Source organism: Rhizobium sp. Leaf306 (genome assembly GCF_001423425.1).
GTDB lineage: Bacteria > Pseudomonadota > Alphaproteobacteria > Rhizobiales > Rhizobiaceae > Neorhizobium > Neorhizobium soli.
On sequence record NZ_LMNX01000001.1, the window covers coordinates 1,113,862 to 1,130,085 of the forward strand.

Consider the following 16,224-nt stretch of genomic DNA (forward strand, 5'->3'; position numbering starts at 1 on the left):
CATGCGCAAGCTAAGGTGGGGATATTCCCGCCTACCGTGCCACAGGTTGAAAGCTTGCACGATTGACGGTGAATTTCAAGAACATGCAGTGAACAATTTCGCGCATGAGACGAAGGCGAATTGTATCAGGTTGTATAACAAGAACAAATGTGAACGGTTATCAGCTCTGCTTGGCGTCGATTGCATCCCACAAGAGGCTCGCGACGTCAGCACCGCCGAATTTCTTGACCTCGCGAATGCCTGTCGGAGAGGTAACGTTGATCTCGGTCATGTAATCGCCGATCACGTCGATGCCGACAAAGATGAAGCCGCGCTCGCGCAAAGCCGGCCCGATCCGGGCGCAGATTTCCTTTTCGCGCGGCGTGATATCGGTCGCCTCGGCACGGCCGCCGACATGCATGTTGGAGCGGCTGTCGGTTTCCGAGGGCACGCGGTTGATCGCGCCGACCGGTTCGCCGTCAACGAGAAGAATGCGTTTGTCGCCCTTGCGCACTGCCGGAAGGTAGGCCTGCGCGATATAGGGCTCGCCGCGATACATCTGGCCGAACATTTCCAGAAGCGAGGTAAAGTTGCGATCATCGCGGGCGGAATGAAACACGCCGGCACCGCCATTGCCGTAAAGCGGCTTCAGGATGATGTCGCCGAGCTCATGGCGGAACTTGGCGATCTCCGCCGGGTCGCGGGAGATCAGTGTCGGCGGCATCAGGTCGGCGAACTCGGTAACGAAGATCTTTTCCGGCGAGTTGCGCACCCAGGCCGGGTCATTGACCACGAGCGTCTTCGGATGGATGCGCTCCAGAAGATGGGTGGATGTAATGTAGCCCATGTCGAAGGGCGGATCCTGGCGAAGCTGCACGACATCCATCGTCGACAGATCGGTCGGCTGCTTTTCCCCAAGGGTAAAGTGATCGCCCTTGATGTCGCGCACCTGCAGCGGCTCGAGAGCTGCAAAGATGCGTCCGTCGCGCATCGTCAGGCGGTCGGGCGTATAGTGGAACAGCTCGTAACCGCGCGATTGCGCTTCGAGCGCCATGGCGAATGTGGAATCGCCGGCAATGTTGATGCCGGAAATGTGGTCCATCTGAAATGCGACCTTGCGAATTTTCGCCATGACTTCAGCCCCCTAGGATTGGCCCGCCTGATGTAGGACGACGAACCCCGAAAGGCAACCTTGGCCCGGATAATCAGCAGGACCGACGATGGGGCCTGCGCTGCCAGAGGCCTAGAACGCATCCTGGAAATGGCGCGGAAACCTTCCCGGCAAGACGGCGATGATGTCGTATCGCTGCGATAACCCGGATACGTCCTTGCGTTTCTGCAGCCAGAGATCGCTCGCGGCCCGGATCCGTTTCTGAGATGCGAAGGAGACGGCGTCGAGCGCCTGCATCTCGGATCGTCTAGCCTTCACCTCGACAAAGACCACGAGATCGCGCTTGCGGGCGATGAGATCGATCTCGCCCAGTTTCGTGCGGTGGCGAAGGGCGAGGATGCGATAGCCTTTCAGCAGGAGATAGGCAGCAGCGACATATTCCGAGACATGGCCGCGGCGCTCTGCCTTGCGACGTCTGGCGCCGATCTCATCCCGTTGTGCCATCGCGATCCATCAGGTCCCGTTCTTTATGGCGATCAGACGCTGATAGAGATCCTTGCGCGGCAGGCCTGTGATCCGCGCCGCTTCAGTCGCAGCCTTTGCGGTCGGATGCGTTTTGGAAAGGTCCTGCAGGATGGCATCGACCTCAACCTCGCACGGCGCCTCTTCGGGTGCTGGAGGTTCAATCAGAAGGACGATCTCGCCCTTGACGTTGTGGCCGTCTCCATAGTGCGCGGCAAGCTCGGCCAGTGTGCCCCGGCGAAACTCCTCGTAGGTCTTGGTGAGTTCCCGGCAGACGCAGGCAAGCCGGCTGCCGCCCAGGACATCGGCTGCAGAAACGAGCGTGTGGGCGATGCGATGGGGAGATTCAAACAGGATCAGCGTTGCCGGGATCTTTGAAAGTTCGCCAAGCCGGTCGCGGCGGGCTTTGTCCTTGGAAGACAGGAACCCGACGAACAGGAAAGCATCTGACGGCATGCCCGAGCCGACGAGGGCCGCAAGCGGGGCAGACGCGCCGGGGATGGGCACGACCCGATAACCGGCATCGATCGCCATCTGGCCGAGGCGATAGCCGGGATCCGACACGAGCGGCGTGCCGGCATCGGAGACCAGCGCCACGGACTTGCCGGCTTCGAGCGCCGCAATCAGCTTCGGCCCGGCCTCGTTGGCGTTGTGCTCGTGATAAGAATAGGGTCGGTTGACGATGCCGTAGCGATCGAGGAGCACGCGGGTCACCCTTGTGTCCTCGCAGGCCAGCACATCGGCGCCGGACAGGGTTTCGAGCGCGCGCAGCGTGATATCGCCGAGATTGCCGATCGGGGTGGCGACGAGATAGAGCGCCGGCTCGATGGGGCGGGAAGCGATGAACGTATTGCCGACGCGATAGCCACGCTGTCCCTTGATGGGTTCGGCGGCGATTTCGGTGGATTGCTCTGAAGATTGGTCGAGGGTCATCGCCTGTTATGGTCGAGGCCGCAGACTTCGGCAAGCAGAGGCCGGCGATGTTTTGCGCGTCCGGTTTCGCCGCGTTGCGTTTTCTGTGTGCAAGTGCGGTATGAACAAGCAATTCAAATGGCGCAGGGTCCGTTCTGCTCTTGCTTTCGCATCCGAATGTCTGCCATTTTGCCCGTCCACATGTTCCGGCTGCGCAATGGCCGGCAGAGAATATCAGGTGGTCCGGCCAGCCGGATCGCCACGGTCGAAAGCGATAGTGTCCATGCGTATTACTCTTGAGCGCTCCAATCTCTTGAAGTCGCTGAATCACGTGCACCGCGTCGTGGAACGGCGCAACACGATTCCGATCCTGTCCAACATCCTGCTGCGCGCGTCCGACGCGAGCCTGGATATGAAAGCGACGGACCTTGATCTGGAAGTGACGGAATCGACACCGGCCATGGTGGAACAGTCCGGCGCCACGACCGTGCCAGCGCATCTGCTTTATGAAATCGTCCGCAAGCTGCCGGACGGATCGGAAGTGCTGCTTGCCACCAGCGCCGACGGCGCGACGATGACCGTGCAGTCCGGCCGTTCGAAATTCTCGCTGCAGTGCCTGCCGGAAACGGACTTCCCGGATCTCACCGCCGGCAGCTTCAGCCATACATTCAAGATGAAGGCGACCGATCTCAAGATGCTGATCGATCGCACGCAGTTTGCGATCTCGACCGAAGAGACCCGCTATTATCTGAACGGCATCTTCTTTCACACGATCGAGGCCGGTGGCGACCTGAAGCTGCGTGCCGTCGCAACCGACGGCCATCGCCTTGCCCGTGCAGATCTCAAGGCGCCATCCGGCTCTGAAGGCATGCCTGGCATCATCGTGCCGCGCAAGACCGTGGGCGAGTTGCAGAAGCTGGTCGATGATCCGGAAGCCTTCGTGACGGTGGAAGTTTCGGATGCCAAAATCCGCCTCTCGATCGGCGGCATCGTCATGACATCGAAGCTAATCGACGGCACATTCCCCGATTACCAGCGCGTCATCCCGACCGGCAACGACAAGGAAATGCGCGTCGATTGCCAGAGCTTCACCAAGGCCGTGGACCGCGTCTCGACCATCTCTTCGGAGCGCGGACGTGCCGTGAAGCTGTCGCTGTCCGAAGGGCAGCTGATGCTGACGGTCAACAATCCGGATTCCGGCAGCGCCACGGAAGAAGTGGCCGTCGGCTACGAATATGACGCGATGGAAATCGGCTTCAACGCCAAATATCTGCTCGACATCACCGCCCAGCTTTCCGGCGACGACGCGATCTTCATGTTGGCGGATGCGGGGTCACCGACGCTGGTTCGTGATACGGCGGGCGACGATGCGCTCTATGTGCTGATGCCGATGCGCGTATAGCATCTTACCAGGCGGCTCGGTTAACCCCAGCCGCCTTTTTTGTGCCGTATTCCGCTTGCGACATTTCATCTTGTGTTTGCGGCAAAACGGTTCACATTGGATGAAACTGGAGGGGACGACCTGATGGAACTGCGTTTGAAGGAACGGCTCGGCCGGAAGTTTGACGAGGAGATCCGTTTCTTCAAGGGATGGATCGACGGTCCAAAACAGGTCGGAGCCATCATCCCCACATCCTCAGTCACTGCCAAGCGGATGGCGAGCATCATCGACACAAGTTCTGGCCTGCCGGTTCTCGAGCTCGGACCAGGCACCGGCGTCATCACCAAGGCGATCCTGAAAACCGGCATCGAGCCTCAGAACCTTGTTTCGATCGAGTATTCGACCGATTTCTACCAGCATCTGATGAAGACATTCGAAGGCGTGCATTTCATCAATGGCGACGCGTTCGATCTGGATCGCACGCTCGACACGTTGAAACACCAGAAATTCGACTGCGTGATCTGCGCCATTCCGATGCTGAGCTTTCCGATGGAACGCCGCATCGAACTTCTGGAAGATCTTCTCGACCGCGTCCCGCCGGGACGCCCGGTGATGCAGATCACCTACAGCCCGGTTTCGCCTATTATCGCCAAGCCAGAGCGCTACAAGATCAAGCACTATGACTTCGTGGTGCGCAACATTCCGCCGGCGCAGCTATGGACATATACGCGAGCTTAGCGTCCGGACCTTCTCCGACATGACATTTGGGATTTACATCACGCATCCGCAGGTCCGGATCGACCCCAACGTGCCGGTGCCGCAATGGGGCCTGTCCGACACGGGTCGCCTGCGCGCCGAACAGGCGGCGACATCCGGCTGGGTATCCAAGCTCGGGCGCATCGTCTCGAGCGACGAGACAAAGGCAATCGAGACCGCCGACATCCTGGCTGCGGCCGTCGGTCTCAAGACGGAAATCATCGGGGAACTGCACGAGAACGATCGCTCGGCGACAGGCTTTCTGGCGCCGCCTGATTTCGAGGCGGCAGCCGACTGGTTTTTCGCCAACCCGACCGAGAGCTTCAAAGGCTGGGAGCGCGCCGCGGATGCGCAGGCGCGGATCGTGTCTTTGGTCGAATCCATTCTGGCGGGCCACGATCCCGCGGTGCCGATCGCCTTTGTCGGTCATGGCGGCGTCGGCACGCTCCTGAAATGTCACCTGAAACGATCGGCCATATCCCGCACGGAAGATCAGCCGGGTGGCGGTGGCAATCTGTTCCGCTTCACCCTTGCGGATCGCGCCGTCACATGCGACTGGACCCCGATCGAAACATGGAAGGGAGACTGACAGACATGCAAGCGCGTGACAGGCTGATCGTGGGCCTTGATATCCCGACCGTGTCCGAAGCGGAAAAGATGGTGGCAACGCTTGGCGACACCGTCTCCTTCTACAAGATCGGCTACCAGCTGGCCTTTGCCGGCGGACTGGAATTTGCCCGCGAGCTTGCAGAGGATGGCAAGCAGATCTTTCTCGACATGAAACTGCTCGATATCGACAACACGGTCGCCAAGGGCGTCGAGAATATCGCCAAGATGGGCATGACCATGCTGACGCTGCATGCCTATCCGAAGGCAATGCGCGCCGCGGTCGAAGCAGCCAAGGGTTCCGATCTCTGCCTGCTCGGCGTTACCGTGCTGACCTCGATGGATGCGGCCGATATGATCGAAGCCGGCTATGCGCAGACACCGGGCGAGCTGGTGGCACGCCGCGCCGAACAGGCGCGTGCGGCCGGCATGGGCGGCATCGTCTGCTCGGCCGAGGAATCGGCCGCCGTCAGAGCGATCGTCGGAGCCGACATGGCGGTGGTCACCCCCGGCATCCGTCCGACCGGCTCCGATGCCGGCGACCAGAAACGTGTCGTGACACCTTCCGATGCCCTGAAGTCAGGCTCCAGCCACCTTGTCGTTGCCCGCCCGATCGTCCAGGCAGCCGACCCGAAGGCGGCCGCGCAGGCTATCCTCGCGGAGATGCAGGCGGCGCTCTGACCTGCAGACGACGCTTGATCCGGATCAGCGGTTGTCCGAGACGACATTGTTCGCGTCGCTGTTGAGGACGAAGGTGGCGACGCCGCCCGACAGGCGGTTGCCGGTGACCCGGTTGTTCTGCGCGTAATCGAGCGGGCTGGCTCCGCTGCCAAACGACGCCGTTGGCCGTGTCATGCAATATTTGCGCACGCCTTGCCGGCTGCCGAGCCAGACCGCCGGCATGGCAAGCCAGTCCTTGTAGCGGAAGCTGTTGCCGGAGATGACGTTGCGTTGAGGCGCCTGGTGGCGGATCGTGCCACCCTCGCCGCAATTGCGGTACAGAAACACGCCGCCCTTTACCGGGTTCACGAACGTGTTTTTCTCGATGAGATTTTCCGCGGAGCCATCTATTGCGATGATCTCGCGCTGGCTGGCTGATGTTTCGAATGTATTGCCGATGACGCGGTTTCGGGCCGATTCCGCATCCAGATAAATCACGGCCGAGACCGTCTTGCCGGTGAAGCGCGAGTTTTCGACAATGACATTGGTGACGCCGGGCGCGATATAGACCGGCGTGCCGACATTGGCGATGAAGCGGTTTTGTGACAGCACGATATCGCTTGGCGCGATCGACTGCGCTCTTTGCGTATGTCCCGGCGTGAGTGAGGATTCCCTGACCTTCTCGGCCTCTCCGTTGTGACCGAGGCCTTCGATGCGGATATCACCCTTGATCGTGCAGTTGCGGATATGGATGTCGCGGGGCGTGTCCCAGGTGCCATCCTTGCGCTGAACCGAACGGATCACGATCGTGCGGGCCTTGGGCTTGGTGCCATCAAGCGTCGCGCCGTTGCAGTCCATCGTCGTCCCAGACGCGCGACTGCCGGAAAACGCGATCGGCACGGTGATGACGGCATTCTTCTGAAGGGTGAGATCGCAATCGATTTCGATCGGGCGCGTGGCCGCTTCGGCGGGCGAGCGGAGCTGTTCCAGCGTATCGGCGCTGCAGGATGCCGCGCTTGCCGTAGGCGCGCCAAGAAGCATGAACGGCACGAGATAAGGGAGCGCCCAATAGGCGTTGCGCGCTGCAATCCGGCCGCGTTGTCCGGTCTTTATCATGTTGACTCCCCGCCAGATTTGCTCGAATCGAATATGCCCAATCGAGGAGAGGTTATTATGGCAAAAGGTTACTGGATTGCTCGGGTCGATGTTCGCGACGCCGAGCGATACAAGGACTACGTCGCTGCGGCAAAACCGGCGTTTGAGGAATACGGCGCCAATTTCCTTGCTCGTGGCGGCGCGATGACCGAACTGGAGGGCGCTGCCCGCGGTCGCAATGTGGTGATCGAGTTCCCGTCGATGCAGGCTGCAGTCGATTGCTACAACTCGCCGGCATACCAGATCGCTGCAAAAATCCGCCAGGAAGCGGCCGATGCCGAAATGGTTGTGGTCGAGGGCGTCTGATATCGCTCGCTGACAGCGACAACCGGTTGCGGAAACACTTCCACCGTCGCCCGGATTCGGCTAAACAGCATTCCATATTTCGTCGTCCCTTCTTCAGGCTCCCGGAGCTTATCATGACCATCAACAATCTACCGCCTCTCGTCACCGTCTTCGGGGGATCCGGCTTCGTCGGCAGACAGGTGGTTCGCACGCTTGCCAAGCGCGGCTACCGCGTTCGCGTCGCGGTGCGTCGCCCGGATCTTGCCGGCTTTCTTCTGCCCGCCGGCTATGTCGGCCAGATCTCGCTGGTGCAGGCGAACCTGCGCTACCGCGATTCCGTGCTGCGAGCCGTCGAAGGCTCCGCGCATGTGGTCAACTGCATCGGCATCCTGTTTGAAAGCGGCCGCAACACGTTCGACGGCGTGCAGGATATCGGCGTGAAGACGCTGGTCGAAGCCGTCAAGGCTGCCGGCGCGAAGCTGACCCATGTTTCGGCCATCGGTGCCGATGTCAATTCCGCTTCGAGCTATGCCCGCAGCAAGGGCCGCGCTGAGGCGACGATCCAAGCCGCACTGCCGGATGCGGTGATCCTGCGTCCTTCAGTGGTTTTCGGTGCTGACGACAGCTTCTTCAACCGGTTCGCCTCGATGGCACGGACGTTCCCGTTCCTACCGCTGATTGGTGGTGGCCATACGAAACTGCAGCCGGTCTTCGTGGAAGACGTGGCGGAAACCGTGGGACGCTCCGTCGACGGCTCCATTCCGTCCGGCAAGATCTACGAGCTGGGTGGCGGCGAAGTGATGACGATGCGCGACTGCATGGAAACGGTCATGCGTGTGACCGCCCGCAAGAAGCCGCTTCTCTCGCTGCCTTTCGGCGTGGCTTCCATGATCGGCAGCGTTGCCTCGATGGTGCCCCTGATCACCCCGCCGATCACGGCGGACCAGGTGGAACTCCTGAAACGGGACAATGTGGTTTCGGACGCTGCGGAAAAAGAAGGCCGCACGCTTGCGGGTATCGGCATCACTCCGACCCTGGCCACCTCCGTTCTTGCGTCCTATCTCGTGCGCTACCGGCCGCAGGGCCAGTACACGGGCTCCGGCAAGGCCGCCTGATTTCAATATCATAGATCCTTACCGGATCCTTGACGACGTGCTCTCCGGGGCGCGTCGTTTTTTTTGAGCGCAGGTGCCGAAAGCTCTGTGGCGCAAAGGTCGCAGTTATTGGCCGTCTTGCGTTAACGGGCAGTTTAGCAAAAACGTTTATTGAATATCAGCCACACGGCCCGTAGACCCACACACAGATATTTCCCTTCTGAAAGGCGCATTTGCATGGGCAAACCCATCGCCCTCTTTTTCGTATGTGCAGCACTTGTGATCCTTGCAGGATCGTTCATGGCTCCTGAAACCGGAGCCGCCGGCAAGCTCGATTGTGCGCCTGCTTATGGCGTCGATCCCTGCAGCACTGCATCCATTCGTTACTGAAGCAGTGATTGAACGATCCATATGACAAAGGCGGCCGATGGCCGCCTTTTTCTTTTTCGGGTAGCGGCCTTCAGGCCCCGAGCAACAGGGCAACAAGGCCGATGGCGCCGACTGCGATCCGCCAGTAGGCGAAAGGCGCGTAGCCGCGGCTCGATATGAAATTGAGCAGCGAGCGCACGACAAACACTGCCGTCACGAAGGCTGCCAGAAAGCCGACCACGATGACCGCGCTGTCGTCGAAGGAGAGCAGCGCACGGTTCTTGACGAGATCGAGCGTGAAGGCGCCGACCATTGTCGGCATCGCGAGGAAGAACGAGAACTCCGCGGCCGAACGCTTGTCCGCGCCAAGCAGAAGCGCGCCGACGATGGTGGCGCCGGAGCGCGACGTACCTGGGATCATCGCGAGGCACTGACAGAAGCCGATCTTGATCGCCAGCGACAGTGGATAGTCCATCACGTCATGGTATTTCGGCTCGAACTTCATGCGATCGACGGCAAGCAGGATAAAGCCACCGACGATCAGCATGACGCAGATCAACATCGGCGTTTCAAACAGGACCGTCTTGATGAAATCATGCGCGATCGCGCCGATCACGGCGGCCGGGAGAAAACCCGCCAGTATGGTCAGAACGAAACGGCGCGACTGGACACTGGACGGCAGCGAGACGGCGATCGAGATCAGCCTTTGCGCATAGACCAGGAGAATGGCCAGTATGGCGCCGAGCTGGATCAGGACCGCAAACGTATTCCCCGGAGAATTGAAACCGAGAAAATGGCCGGCGAGCAGCACATGTGCGGTGGATGAAACGGGCAAAAATTCCGTGAGCCCCTCGATAATACCGAGTACGAGGGCGCTGATAATGGGCTGATCCACCATTCTTAGTCCTTTGCTATGCGATAGAGGTGGTTTTTAATCGTTTCTTAGCGGTTTGTGGCCCCTGCTTGTACTGGCCCTACCAAATCCATATAGCTGGCATATGTCAGGCGGGCGCCCGAAGCAGCCGCTTTCCTATACATTATAACTGAAGTTTTCTTATCGATGCCCACCCTGTATCATCATCAAATGTCGTCTTCCTCTCGCTTCGTCCGTCTGATCCTCGCCGAATACGGCTTCCAGACGGATCTTGTCGAGGAGCAGCCGTGGGAGAAACGCCGCGAGTTTCTCACGCTCAACCCGGCGGCGACCCTGCCTGTCTATGTTGACGACAATATGCGCGTTCTGTGCGGTCCGTCGGTTCTGATGGAATTTCTCGACGAGACCCATGGCGTGCTGAAGCGCGACCGCCGGCTGCTTGCCGAAGACCCGTGGCAACGCGCTGAAATACGCCGGCTGACGGAATGGTTCCTGATCAAGATGGAGCAGGACGTGACCCGGCCGCTGACGCGCGAACGGGTCTACAAGCTGCAGATGACCGCGGCTCAGGGCGGCGGTGCACCTGATTCGAAAGTGCTGCGGACATCTCGCGCCAATATTCGCCAGCACATGAAATATCTTGCCTGGCTTGCCGGCTCGCGCCAGTGGCTGGCCGGCGAGCGCCTGAGCTATGCGGACCTTGCTGCCGCCGCCTCGATTTCCGTGCTCGATTATCTCGGCGAAATCGACTGGTCGGAAATCCCGATCGCCAAGGACTGGTACCAGCGGATCAAATCCCGCCCCTCCTTCCGTCCGCTGCTGTCCGAGCGCATTCGCGGCCTCACTCCGGTATCGCATTATGCGGACCTTGATTTCTGAGCCGGACCACGACCTGAGCCAGGAGAAGGTCGACCTTCGGGCCGACCGGCGTCGGCAGAAGCTGGCTGCCTTCATTCGCGAGGAAGCCGCAGCCCAGGGCTTTGATCTCTGTCGCATCACAAGGCCCGACAGCATTCCGAAAGCACCGGAACGGCTAACGACATTTCTATCTGACGAGCATCACGGCACGATGGACTGGATGGCGGAGACGCGCGAGCGTCGCGGCGATCCCAAGGCGCTCTGGTCCGAGGTCCGGTCGATCGTGATGTTTGCGATGAATTACGGGCCGGAGGAGGATCCGCGCGGCATTCTGGAGAAGCCCGACAAGGCCGCGATTTCCGTCTATGCCCGCAACCGCGACTATCACGACGTGATCAAGGGTCGGCTGAAGGAGATCGCCACACGGTTTGCCGCCCGTGCCGGCGAGGATGTCAAAGTATTCGTCGATACGGCACCGGTGATGGAAAAGCCGCTTGGCGAAGCCGCCGGCATCGGATGGCAGGGCAAGCACACCAATCTGGTCAGCCGCACGCACGGGTCCTGGCTTTTTCTCGGCAGCCTGTTCACGACAGCGGATCTGGCCTTCGACGAGGCTGAGCGGGACTATTGCGGCTCCTGCCGCGCCTGTCTCGACGCCTGCCCGACGGCGGCGTTTCCGGCGCCCTACCGGCTGGATGCGCGGCGCTGCATCTCCTACCTGACGATTGAGCACAAGGGACCGATCGCGCCCGAATTCCGTTCGCTGATCGGCAACCGTATCTATGGCTGCGACGATTGCCTTGCGGCATGCCCATGGAACAAGTTCGCGGCCAGCGCGTCTGAAATGAAGCTGAAGGCGCGCGAGGACCTCAAGGAACCGTCGATTGCGTTTCTTCTGACGCTGGACGATCGAGCATTTCGCGCCTTCTTCAGTGGTTCGCCGGTAAAGAGGATTGGTCGTGACCGTTTCGTGCGTAACGTGCTGATCGCCGCCGGCAATTCAGGTGACCGCGGCTTCATCGACCAGTGTCGCAGCCTGTCAGCGGATGCGTCCCCTGTCGTGCGCGGCATGGCGATCTGGGCGCTGAAGCGGCTGATGTCGCAAGGTGAGTTCGCTTTGTTTGCAGATGCGCGCGGGCCGGAGGATGATGCGGAGGTTAAAGACGAATGGACGATGGCAGGAGTGGTTTGATGCGGGTGATGATCTTCGGATGCGGCTATTCCGGCCAGGCGATTGCGGAGGCCTTCATGGCCGAAGGCGCTACGGTTTCCGGCACGGTTCGCAGCGAGGAGAAGGCCGTGGCTCTTCGCGCAAAGGGCATTCGGCCCTTCATCTTCGACGGCAGCGAGTTCGATGGAGCGCTGCCGGGCGAGATGGCCGAGGTGACGCATCTGGTTCAGTCCATCCCACCCGGTCATGAAGGCGATCCGCTCCTGAAGCTGATCGACGGCAAGCTCTCGGCCTTGTTTCCGAAGCTCGAATGGATCGGCTATCTCTCGACCGTCGGTGTCTATGGTGACCATGGCGGTGACTGGGTGACCGAGGAGACGCCGGGAAGCCCCATTCTTGGGCGCTCAATCGAGCGCGTCGATACGGAGGATGCCTGGAGCGAGCAGGCGACCAGTGTCGGCGTGCCATGCGCAGTGCTGCGTCTTTCCGGCATCTACGGGCCCGGCCGCAATGCGTTCGTCAATCTCTCCCGCGGCAGCGCGCGACGCATCATCAAGAAGGGTCAGGTGTTCAACCGGATACGGGTGGAGGATATCGGGGGCGCCTCGCTGTTTCTCGGGAGCCAGCGGATGGGTGGCCTCTATAATGTCACCGACGACGAGCCATGCCCGCCCCAGGACGTGATCGTCGAGGCTGCCCGGATGATGGGCGTCGAACCGCCGCCCGAACAGGATTTCGACACCGCCGACATGTCGCCGATGGCGCGGTCCTTCTATGGCGCCAACAAGCGCGTCTCGAATGAGAAGATCAGGGCCGCCGGCTTCCAATTCCGCTTTCCGAACTACCATGTTTCACTCTCGGAATTGTGGTCTTCCGACCGCTGGAGAGCGTGAAATCTCCTCTACTCATCGGTGGGAATTTTCATCCTGAGCCATTATCCCGGTCATAAATTCTTAATGCCTGGGGCGCGGCGCCCCAAAACTGGTCCAAATAAGACAACAGACCGACTTTAAGAGAAAAAAATTTTGCCTGTTTTCGTGAACACGAGTTATCCCTGGGCTCCAGCGGAATGACGTTTCGCTTGGAGACTGATTCTAAAGCTTTTCTTCCGAAAAAGCTTAGCCGGGTGCATTAACAACATCGATCGCAATGTAATCACGAATGTTACAATGCGTAACACTCCGTGATACCGAATCCCACTTTTTCGCCATTTTTGGCCCCGCTTAAGCCGGCTGCACGCAACGTGCAGGGACAAACGGACGGGGACGACCGACTTGACAACAATTCGACGCTCGACACTCGCGGTTGCCATTGCTGCTTTTGCACTACTCGGCACCGCGCAGGCCAATGCTGCGCCCGGATGCGGCCATGCATCCTGGTATGCTCTTTCATCAAAGACCGCTTCCGGCGAGCGGATGAACGCCGCCAAGCTGACCGCCGCACATCGCTCGCTGCCCTTCGGCACCAGGGTTCTCGTGACCAACAAGCGCAACGGCAAAAGCGTCGTCGTGCGCATCAACGATCGCGGCCCGTTCATTCGCGGCCGGGTGATCGACGTTTCGAAAGCCGCAGCCAAGGATATCGGCATGGTCTCTTCGGGCACTGCGCAGGTCTGCTACCAGATCGTTGCCGACACCCGCGCTTCCAGCCAGAAGATCTCCGGCAAGGGCATCAAGGACGTCGACGGCTGAGGCACCAGAGCTTTGAACGCCTGACGTGCTGCACTTGCCCTTTCGACCGTTCGCGGTTACGACCCACCCCACACGGGTTCAACCGAGACGGAGAATGACATGCGACTGGGCGGACGAGTAGCCGGAGCAATCGACGTACTGGCGGATATCGAGGCACGCAGACGCCCCGTCGCCGACGCGCTGAAGGACTGGGGCCTCGCGCACCGCTTTGCCGGATCCGGCGACCGCGCCGCAATCGGAAACATCGTCTACGACGCATTGCGTATGCGGCTCAGCCACGCATTCATCATGGATGACGATAGTGCCGTCGCACTGGCCTATGCGGTTCTCCTTCGCCAGTGGGGATATTCTCCGGAAACCCTGACTGCCGATTTTGCCGACGACCGTTTCGCGCCGCCGGTTTTGACCGAAGCGCATGTCGCCGCCTTTTCCTCCCGCAAGCTGGAAGACGCGCCGCTTCACGTCCAGGGCGACATCCCGGACTGGGTTCAACCCTCCTTCGAAGCAAATTTCGGCGACGACTGGCTTGCCGAGGCAAAGGCACTTGCCACCCGACCGACGCTTGATCTGCGCGCCAACACGCTGAAGGCGTCGCGCGACAAGGTGGTCAAGGCGCTGGACCGCGCCGGTGCCAAGCCTGCGCGCATTGCCCGCAACGGCATCCGGATCGCTGCCGGCGAAGGTGCTTCCCGGCTTCCCAATATCACCGCCGAGCTTTCCTTCCAGAAGGGTTGGTTCGAGGTGCAGGACGAGGGCTCACAGATCGTGGCCGAGCTCGTGCAGCCTGGCGAGAACCATCAGGTGCTGGACTATTGCGCCGGTGGCGGCGGCAAAACGCTCGCCATGTCGGCGGCAATGAACAACAAGGGCCAGGTTCACGCCTACGATACCGACCGCAAGCGGCTGGCGCCGATCATCGAGCGCCTGCGTCGGGCCGGTACCCGCAACGTCCAGGTTCACGACGATGCGCGCCAGCTCGAAGGTCTCAAGAACAAGCTCGATGCGGTTCTAGTCGATGCGCCCTGCACCGGCACAGGAACCTGGCGCCGTCGCCCCGACACAAAATGGCGGCTGACGCAGAAGAACCTCGACGAGCGCATTGCGCAGCAGCAGGACGCGCTTCTGGAAGCATCCGCTTTCGTGAAGCCGGGCGGCGCGCTTCTTTATGTGACCTGTTCGATCCTGCCGGAAGAAAACGACCAGCAGGCTATCCGTTTCTGTGAGGAGAACCCCGAATTCTCCATTGTACCGGCAGCCGACCAGTGGGCGAAGATTTTCGGCAACGACGCGGCCAAGCCTCGCGCCAAGGATGCAGCGACGGTGACACTGTCTCCCGCAAGTACCGATACGGACGGATTCTTTTTCTGCCGCATGCAACGCAAGGTTTGAGCGGGACTTGTCTTGCGGTTTTACCCTGAAAGAATTCTAAACTAGATCATTTGACACAAGTTTAGATTTGCGCGATGAGCCATTGAGGCAGCCTCGTTTTAAACGACGCCGCAATGGAGAGGGACATGATCCGCAAATTCGCTTTCAGCGCCGCCGTGGCGCTTCTTGCCGCATCAACGACATTAACGGCAGCGCGCGCCGAAACCAAGCCGGCCGCCGTGCTCAAGCATTATTCCGAGCTGGCACATGCCAAGTTCGAGGACTCGCTGACATCTGCGCAGAGCCTCGAAAAGGCCGTGGACGGACTGATTGCAAATCCGAGCGAGGAAACGCTGAAGGCCGCAAAAGCTGCCTGGATCGCGGCGCGTGTTCCCTACCAGCAGACCGAAGTCTATCGCTTCGGTAATTCTGCCGTCGACGACTGGGAAGGCAAGGTCAATGCCTGGCCGCTGGATGAAGGCCTGATCGATTACGTCGACCCCTCCTACGGCACCGAAAGCGACGAGAACGCTCTCTACACGGCCAACATCATTGCCAACCCCAAGATCAAGGTGAACGGCAAGACGCTGGACACGACCAAGATCACCACAAAGACCCTTCGCAGCCTGCATGAGGCCGGCGAGATCGAGGCGAATGTGGCGACCGGGTATCACGCGATCGAGTTTCTGCTTTGGGGCCAGGATACCAATGGCACCGGGCCTGGCGCCGGTACGCGCCCCTATACGGATTACAGCAAGACCGAATGCACCAACGGCAATTGCGACCGTCGCGCCGCCTACCTGAAAGCGGCAACCGCATTGCTGGTTGCCGATCTGAAGGACATGGTTGTGGCGTGGGGCCCCAAGGGCAAGGCCGCCAGGACCGTCGAGGCCAATGGCAAGAAGGGACTGAGCGCCATCCTGACCGGCATGGGCTCACTCTCCTATGGCGAGCTTGCCGGCGAGCGGATGAAGCTTGGCCTGCTGCTGCATGATCCGGAAGAAGAGCATGACTGCTTCTCCGACAACACCTATGCCTCGCACCTGAACGACGCGATCGGCATCAAGTCGGCCTATACGGGAGAATATACCCGTATCGACGGCACCAAGATGACCGGTGCCTCGCTGTCAGATCTCGTCTTGGCCAAGGACAAGGCGCTGGACGACGAGATGAAGGGCAAGCTGGATGCGACGCTTGCGGCCATGAACGCGATGGCCGACCGTGCCCAGAAGGTCCAGGCCTATGACCAGATGATCGGCGAGAACAATGCCGACGGCAATGCGGTGGTCCAGAAGGCGATCGATGGGCTGATCGACCAGACCAAGACGATCGAGCGCGTCGTTGCGTCGCTCGATCTCGGCAAGGTGGATCTCGAAGGCTCCGACAGCCTGGACAATCCGGAAGCCGTATTTCAGTAAGCCGCTGAAGCGGT

Annotated in this window: 18 protein-coding genes; 13 read left to right on the forward strand and 5 right to left on the reverse strand. The window is 60.4% G+C overall.

The genetic code is table 11. The features are described from left to right. Positions 1-160 precede the first annotated feature (160 nt). From gshB to rsmI, 3 genes are all read right to left on the reverse strand, one after another. Positions 161-1,111: a glutathione synthase gene (gshB, locus tag ASG19_RS05195; RefSeq protein WP_062454054.1), complete on the reverse strand. Its 951-nt coding sequence runs from the start codon at positions 1,109-1,111 to the stop codon at positions 161-163. Between the two features lie 111 nt (positions 1,112-1,222). Then, complete coding sequence (locus ASG19_RS05200; protein WP_062454055.1) at positions 1,223-1,594, reverse strand: YraN family protein; 372 nt, start codon at positions 1,592-1,594, stop codon at positions 1,223-1,225. A 9-nt stretch (positions 1,595-1,603) separates the two neighbouring features. Then, positions 1,604-2,545 (reverse strand): 16S rRNA (cytidine(1402)-2'-O)-methyltransferase, encoded by a 942-nt coding sequence (gene rsmI, locus ASG19_RS05205; RefSeq protein ID WP_062454056.1) that lies wholly within the window; start codon positions 2,543-2,545, stop codon positions 1,604-1,606. A 262-nt stretch (positions 2,546-2,807) separates the two neighbouring features. Here rsmI and dnaN point away from each other — a divergent pair, with 262 nt between their 5' ends. From dnaN to pyrF, 4 genes are all read left to right on the forward strand, one after another. Continuing rightward, positions 2,808-3,926 carry a DNA polymerase III subunit beta gene (dnaN, locus tag ASG19_RS05210; RefSeq protein ID WP_062454057.1) on the forward strand — a complete coding sequence of 373 codons (1,119 nt, stop codon included), beginning with the start codon at positions 2,808-2,810 and terminating at the stop codon, positions 3,924-3,926. Between the two features lie 123 nt (positions 3,927-4,049). Next, on the forward strand, positions 4,050-4,643 hold the full coding sequence (gene pmtA, locus ASG19_RS05215; RefSeq protein ID WP_062454058.1) for a phospholipid N-methyltransferase PmtA: 594 nt from the start codon (positions 4,050-4,052) through the stop codon (positions 4,641-4,643). Between the two features lie 19 nt (positions 4,644-4,662). Next, positions 4,663-5,250 (forward strand): histidine phosphatase family protein, encoded by a 588-nt coding sequence (locus ASG19_RS05220; protein ID WP_062454059.1) that lies wholly within the window; start codon positions 4,663-4,665, stop codon positions 5,248-5,250. A 5-nt stretch (positions 5,251-5,255) separates the two neighbouring features. Continuing rightward, entirely contained in the window at positions 5,256-5,948 is a 693-nt protein-coding gene (pyrF, locus tag ASG19_RS05225) for an orotidine-5'-phosphate decarboxylase (protein ID WP_062454060.1), read from the forward strand. A 24-nt stretch (positions 5,949-5,972) separates the two neighbouring features. Here pyrF and ASG19_RS05230 read toward each other — a convergent pair whose 3' ends face one another. Further along, on the reverse strand, positions 5,973-7,043 hold the full coding sequence (locus tag ASG19_RS05230; protein ID WP_062454061.1) for a right-handed parallel beta-helix repeat-containing protein: 1,071 nt from the start codon (positions 7,041-7,043) through the stop codon (positions 5,973-5,975). 57 nt (positions 7,044-7,100) lie between these two features. Between ASG19_RS05230 and ASG19_RS05235 the strand changes: the two genes are divergently transcribed. The 3 genes from ASG19_RS05235 to ASG19_RS24170 all read left to right on the forward strand — a co-directional run bounded on the left by ASG19_RS05235 (position 7,101) and on the right by ASG19_RS24170 (position 8,851). Then, entirely contained in the window at positions 7,101-7,388 is a 288-nt protein-coding gene (locus ASG19_RS05235) for a DUF1330 domain-containing protein (protein ID WP_062454062.1), read from the forward strand. A gap of 113 nt (positions 7,389-7,501) precedes the next feature. Next, positions 7,502-8,482, forward strand: coding sequence for a complex I NDUFA9 subunit family protein (locus ASG19_RS05240; protein ID WP_062454063.1), 981 nt, complete (start codon positions 7,502-7,504; stop codon positions 8,480-8,482). A 216-nt stretch (positions 8,483-8,698) separates the two neighbouring features. After that, the gene (locus tag ASG19_RS24170) at positions 8,699-8,851 is read left to right on the forward strand and encodes a hypothetical protein (RefSeq protein ID WP_092663810.1); all 153 of its coding nucleotides are present in this window, start codon (positions 8,699-8,701) and stop codon (positions 8,849-8,851) included. Positions 8,852-8,921: 70 nt separating this feature from the next. Here the strand turns inward: ASG19_RS24170 and ASG19_RS05245 are convergent, their stop codons facing one another. Then, positions 8,922-9,728 carry an undecaprenyl-diphosphate phosphatase gene (locus ASG19_RS05245; protein WP_062454064.1) on the reverse strand — a complete coding sequence of 269 codons (807 nt, stop codon included), beginning with the start codon at positions 9,726-9,728 and terminating at the stop codon, positions 8,922-8,924. Between the two features lie 162 nt (positions 9,729-9,890). Between ASG19_RS05245 and ASG19_RS05250 the strand changes: the two genes are divergently transcribed. From ASG19_RS05250 to ASG19_RS05275, 6 genes are all read left to right on the forward strand, one after another. Beyond that, complete coding sequence (locus ASG19_RS05250; protein ID WP_062454065.1) at positions 9,891-10,583, forward strand: glutathione S-transferase family protein; 693 nt, start codon at positions 9,891-9,893, stop codon at positions 10,581-10,583. Then, positions 10,576-11,754: a tRNA epoxyqueuosine(34) reductase QueG gene (queG, locus tag ASG19_RS05255; protein ID WP_062454936.1), complete on the forward strand. Its 1,179-nt coding sequence runs from the start codon at positions 10,576-10,578 to the stop codon at positions 11,752-11,754. The genes ASG19_RS05250 and queG overlap by 8 nt, the downstream gene beginning before the upstream one ends. Beyond that, on the forward strand, positions 11,754-12,626 hold the full coding sequence (locus ASG19_RS05260; protein WP_062454066.1) for an SDR family oxidoreductase: 873 nt from the start codon (positions 11,754-11,756) through the stop codon (positions 12,624-12,626). Before queG ends, ASG19_RS05260 begins: the two co-directional genes overlap by 1 nt. Before the next feature lie 381 nt (positions 12,627-13,007). Further along, positions 13,008-13,424: a septal ring lytic transglycosylase RlpA family protein gene (locus ASG19_RS05265; RefSeq protein ID WP_062454067.1), complete on the forward strand. Its 417-nt coding sequence runs from the start codon at positions 13,008-13,010 to the stop codon at positions 13,422-13,424. A 99-nt stretch (positions 13,425-13,523) separates the two neighbouring features. Then, positions 13,524-14,813, forward strand: coding sequence for an RsmB/NOP family class I SAM-dependent RNA methyltransferase (locus ASG19_RS05270; protein WP_062454068.1), 1,290 nt, complete (start codon positions 13,524-13,526; stop codon positions 14,811-14,813). 125 nt (positions 14,814-14,938) lie between these two features. Further along, the gene (locus ASG19_RS05275; RefSeq protein WP_062454069.1) at positions 14,939-16,210 is read left to right on the forward strand and encodes an imelysin family protein; all 1,272 of its coding nucleotides are present in this window, start codon (positions 14,939-14,941) and stop codon (positions 16,208-16,210) included. Positions 16,211-16,224 lie beyond the last annotated feature (14 nt).

What these genes read in the sequence shown, in the direction of transcription:
- dnaN (WP_062454057.1), top strand. Translation starts at nt 2,808, where the DNA reads ATGCGTATTACTCTTGAGCGCTCCAATCTCTTGAAGTCGCTGAATCAC.
- ASG19_RS05220 (WP_062454059.1), top strand. Translation starts at nt 4,663, where the DNA reads ATGACATTTGGGATTTACATCACGCATCCGCAGGTCCGGATCGACCCC.
- pyrF (WP_062454060.1), top strand. Translation starts at nt 5,256, where the DNA reads ATGCAAGCGCGTGACAGGCTGATCGTGGGCCTTGATATCCCGACCGTG.
- ASG19_RS05275 (WP_062454069.1), top strand. Translation starts at nt 14,939, where the DNA reads ATGATCCGCAAATTCGCTTTCAGCGCCGCCGTGGCGCTTCTTGCCGCA.
- ASG19_RS05270 (WP_062454068.1), top strand. Translation starts at nt 13,524, where the DNA reads ATGCGACTGGGCGGACGAGTAGCCGGAGCAATCGACGTACTGGCGGAT.
- gshB (WP_062454054.1), bottom strand. Translation starts at nt 1,111, where the DNA reads ATGGCGAAAATTCGCAAGGTCGCATTTCAGATGGACCACATTTCCGGC.
- ASG19_RS05200 (WP_062454055.1), bottom strand. Translation starts at nt 1,594, where the DNA reads ATGGCACAACGGGATGAGATCGGCGCCAGACGTCGCAAGGCAGAGCGC.
- rsmI (WP_062454056.1), bottom strand. Translation starts at nt 2,545, where the DNA reads ATGACCCTCGACCAATCTTCAGAGCAATCCACCGAAATCGCCGCCGAA.
- ASG19_RS05245 (WP_062454064.1), bottom strand. Translation starts at nt 9,728, where the DNA reads ATGGTGGATCAGCCCATTATCAGCGCCCTCGTACTCGGTATTATCGAG.
- ASG19_RS05260 (WP_062454066.1), top strand. Translation starts at nt 11,754, where the DNA reads ATGCGGGTGATGATCTTCGGATGCGGCTATTCCGGCCAGGCGATTGCG.
- pmtA (WP_062454058.1), top strand. Translation starts at nt 4,050, where the DNA reads ATGGAACTGCGTTTGAAGGAACGGCTCGGCCGGAAGTTTGACGAGGAG.
- ASG19_RS24170 (WP_092663810.1), top strand. Translation starts at nt 8,699, where the DNA reads ATGGGCAAACCCATCGCCCTCTTTTTCGTATGTGCAGCACTTGTGATC.
- ASG19_RS05250 (WP_062454065.1), top strand. Translation starts at nt 9,891, where the DNA reads ATGCCCACCCTGTATCATCATCAAATGTCGTCTTCCTCTCGCTTCGTC.
- ASG19_RS05235 (WP_062454062.1), top strand. Translation starts at nt 7,101, where the DNA reads ATGGCAAAAGGTTACTGGATTGCTCGGGTCGATGTTCGCGACGCCGAG.
- ASG19_RS05230 (WP_062454061.1), bottom strand. Translation starts at nt 7,043, where the DNA reads ATGATAAAGACCGGACAACGCGGCCGGATTGCAGCGCGCAACGCCTAT.
- ASG19_RS05240 (WP_062454063.1), top strand. Translation starts at nt 7,502, where the DNA reads ATGACCATCAACAATCTACCGCCTCTCGTCACCGTCTTCGGGGGATCC.